The organism is Streptomyces sp. NPDC057654 (genome assembly GCF_042800135.1).
GTDB lineage: Bacteria > Actinomycetota > Actinomycetes > Streptomycetales > Streptomycetaceae > Streptomyces.
On sequence record NZ_JBHVHQ010000416.1, the window covers coordinates 3906 to 7236 of the forward strand.

At 71.1% G+C, this 3331-nt stretch carries 3 protein-coding genes and 1 pseudogene; 1 reads left to right on the top strand and 3 read right to left on the bottom strand.

The window, feature by feature from the left end; translation table 11 throughout:
- Nucleotides 1–234: pseudogene (locus ACFU99_RS26310) on the top strand (DUF2993 domain-containing protein); the annotation flags it as partial.
- On the opposite strand, the gene ACFU99_RS26315 reads toward ACFU99_RS26310, so the two are convergent.
- The 3 genes from ACFU99_RS26315 to ACFU99_RS26325 all read right to left on the bottom strand — a co-directional run.
- A complete protein-coding gene (locus ACFU99_RS26315; protein ID WP_384396214.1) occupies nucleotides 235–1647 on the bottom strand; it encodes a sensor histidine kinase in 1413 nt (470 codons plus the stop codon).
- Nucleotides 1644–2381 carry a response regulator transcription factor gene (locus ACFU99_RS26320; protein ID WP_384396217.1) on the bottom strand — a complete coding sequence of 246 codons (738 nt, stop codon included), beginning with the start codon at nucleotides 2379–2381 and terminating at the stop codon, nucleotides 1644–1646. The genes ACFU99_RS26315 and ACFU99_RS26320 overlap by 4 nt, the downstream gene beginning before the upstream one ends.
- 130 nt (nucleotides 2382–2511) lie before the next feature.
- A partial coding sequence (locus ACFU99_RS26325; protein ID WP_384396220.1) for a S1C family serine protease occupies nucleotides 2512–3331 on the bottom strand: 820 nt, incomplete at its 5' end.

Here is a 3331-nt window from a genome sequence, read left to right on the forward strand (position 1 = left end):
GTGGACGTGGTCGTGGACCACCCCTGGCTGCTGGAGAAGGTCGGCATCGACCCGAAGCTGATCTCCGGGGTGATGAGCCTCAAGCCGCCGGAGCTCTCGGACCGGCTGTCCCTCGCCTTCAAGCTGCCCAAGGAGGCGAAGGACCTGCACCTGCGGAACGTCAAGGTCGAACGGGACGGCATCCGAGCCGACCTGGTGGGCTCGGACCTGCCGTTCGGCGACGCGAAGCAGTAGCTACAGAGCGGGCGGCGCCGTGGCCGCGCCCGGCAGCCGCAGGGAGGCGACCGTTCCGCCGCCCTCCGCCGCCCGCAGCGCCACCTCGCCGCCCGCCTGCTGGACGGTGCGGGCCACGATCGACAGGCCCAGCCCGCTGCCGGGCAGGCTGCGGGCGGACGGCGAGCGCCAGAACCGCTCGAAGACGTGCGGTAGGTCGTCGGCGGGGATGCCCGGTCCCCGGTCCCGTACGGTCAGCTCCCCGCGGTGCAGCGCTACGTCCACGACGCCGCCCGCCGGGCTGAACTTCACCGCGTTGTCCAGCAGGTTCACCAGCGCCCGTTCCAGCGCGGCGGGCTCGGCCCGTACGTACCAGGGCTCCAGCTCGGCGTTGATCGTCAGCCCGGTGCCGCGCAGCCGGGCCCGCCGCACAGCGCGTTCCGCGCTCTCGTGCAACGCGACGATCTGCATCGGCCCGCTGCCCGGCGCGGTCTCCGGGCGGGACAGCTCCTGGAGGTCGCCGATCAGCTCGGACAACTCCGTCATCTGCGCCTTCACGCTGGCCAGCAGCTCCTTGCGGTCCTCGGCCGGAATCGCACGGCCGGTGTCCTCGCTGCGCGCGAGCAGGTCGATGTTGGTGCGCAGCGAGGTGAGCGGGGTACGCAGCTCGTGCCCCGCGTCGGCGATCAGCTGCTGCTGCCGGTCGCGCGAGGAGGCGAGGGCGGCGGTCATCGAATTGAACGAGCGGGAGAGCCTGGCGATCTCGTCCTCGCCCTCGACGGGGATGCGTACGGCCAGGTCCTCGGTACGGGCGATGTGCTCGACGGCCCCGGTCAACTGGTCCACGGGGCGCAGCCCGGAGCGCGCGACCCACAGCCCGGCGGTCGCCGCGCCGACGACACCGACCCCGGCGACGGCGACGAGGAGCAGGGCGAGGCGGCTGAGCGCGCCGTCAATCTCGCCGAGGGGCCGGGAGATGGAGACGGTGAACCGGTTGTCGCCGAGGACTATGCCCCTCGTGAGCACCCGGACGGCCTCGCCCTTGTCCGTAGTACCGTCGTGCAGCGTCTCTCGTTCCTGCCCCCGGGCGACCGCGACATCGGCCGCCGTCACCTTGACGGGCTTCGAGTTCCCGCCGACGCAGCGGCTCCCATCGGGCTTCACCAGTTGCAGATAGGCCACAACGAGGGCTGCGTTGCCACCGTTGTCAGGCTGTTTGGAAGGGCAAAGGATGAATGTGTCCTGGAGATAGCCGGTCGGCACGCTGATACTGCGCATGGAGCTGTCCAGCTCATCCCGCAGCTGGCTGCGCGTCAAAAACCAGCACGCGAACGCCGACGCCGCCACCGCCACCGCCACGGCCGCCGCCGTCAGGATGGCCAGCCGTGAGCGCAATGGCAGCCGGTTGAAGCGGCTGACCACCGGTGCCGTCATTCGGCGCCGCCGTCGGCCCGGAGCACGTATCCCACACCTCTCACCGTGTGCACGAGGCGCGGCTCGCCGCCGGCCTCCGTCTTGCGGCGCAGGTACATGACGTAGACGTCGAGGGAGTTGGAGGACGGCTCGAAGTCGAAGCCCCAGACGGCCTTGAGGATCTGCTCGCGGGTGAGGACCTGGCGGGGGTGGGCGAGGAACATCTCCAGCAGGGTGAACTCCGTGCGGGTCAGCTCCACCTGCCGGGAGCCGCGCACCACTTCGCGGGTGGCGGGGTTCATGCGCAGGTCGCCGAAGGAGAGCACGTCGTCGTCGCCGTGTCCGGCGTCGGCCGCGGCCGCGTACGAGCTGCGGCGCAGCAGTGCGCGGATGCGGGCCAGCAGTTCGTCGAGCTCGAAGGGTTTGACCAGGTAGTCGTCGGCGCCGGCGTCGAGGCCGGTGACGCGGTCGCCGACGGTGTCGCGGGCGGTGAGCATCAGGATCGGCACGGTGATCTTGTTGGCGCGCAGCCGCCGGGCGGCGGTCAGCCCGTCCATGCGGGGCATGAGGACGTCGAGGACGATCAGCTCGGGGTCGTAGCCGGCGACCTTCTCGACGGCGTCGAGGCCGTCCACGGCGAGCTCGGTGCCGTACCCCTCGAAGGCGAGGCTGCGGCGGAGCGCTTCGCGGACGGCCGGCTCGTCGTCGACGATGAGGATGCGGGCGGGCTGGTCGCCGTGTTCGGCGGGGGTCATCGGGTTACCTCACGGGGGTGACAAGGGCGGGCTCACTGGACGTTCGCAAGCGTCGCACGAGGCCCGTGTCAGTCGGCGCCGGTCGGCGGCTGTCGGCAGCAAGTCGCGCGGCTGCCGATGCCGGTCGGTGTCAGCTGCTGCCGCCGCTGCGCAGCTTGGCGAGGTCCGCCTTGACGGTGTTGATGGGTATCGAGAAGCCGAGGCCCGCGGAGCCGGATTCGCCGCCGGACGAACCGGTCGGGTACATGGCCGAGTTGATGCCGATGATCTGGCCGTTCATGTTGATGAGGGCGCCGCCGGAGTTGCCGGGGTTGAGGGAGGCGTCGGTCTGGATGGCCTTGTAGGTCGTCTTCGAGGAGCCGGTGTCGCCGTTGTACTGCTCGCCGCCGAACTCGAACGGCCACGGGCGCTCGCCGCCCCGGCCGTTGGGGCCCTGCTGTCCCTTGTCCTGTCCCTTGCCGGGCTCCTTGGCGACGGTGACGTCGCGGTTGAGGGCGGAGACGATGCCGCTGGTGACCGTGCCGGTCAGCCCCTCCGGCGAGCCGATGGCAACGACGTCGTCGCCGACCTGCACCTTGCTGGAGTCGCCGAGCGAGGCGGGCTTGAGGTTGTTGACATCGCGCGCCTTGAGGAGCGCGAGGTCCTTGTCGGGGTCGGTGCCGACGACGTCGGCCGTCAGGGTGCGTCCGTCGCTGGTCTTGACCTTCACGCTGTCCGCGCCGGAGACGACGTGGTTGTTGGTGACGATCTCGCCGTTCTTCGTGGTCACCACGCCGGAGCCGGTGGACTGCCCGGAGGAGGTGGTGGCCTGGACCTCGACGATGCTCGGGGAGACGGCCTTGGCGACGGCGGCGACGCCGCTGCTCTTGGTGGCCGCGTTCGAGACGGGCGCGGAGACGCTGGAGGACGAGGAGTCGGGCGTGACCCCGGCGACCAGCGCGGCCGTGCCG

Excerpts from the sequence above, each read along its gene's own strand:
- ACFU99_RS26315 (WP_384396214.1), bottom strand. The coding sequence starts at position 1,647 with ATGACGGCACCGGTGGTCAGCCGCTTCAACCGGCTGCCATTGCGCTCA.
- ACFU99_RS26320 (WP_384396217.1), bottom strand. The coding sequence starts at position 2,381 with ATGACCCCCGCCGAACACGGCGACCAGCCCGCCCGCATCCTCATCGTC.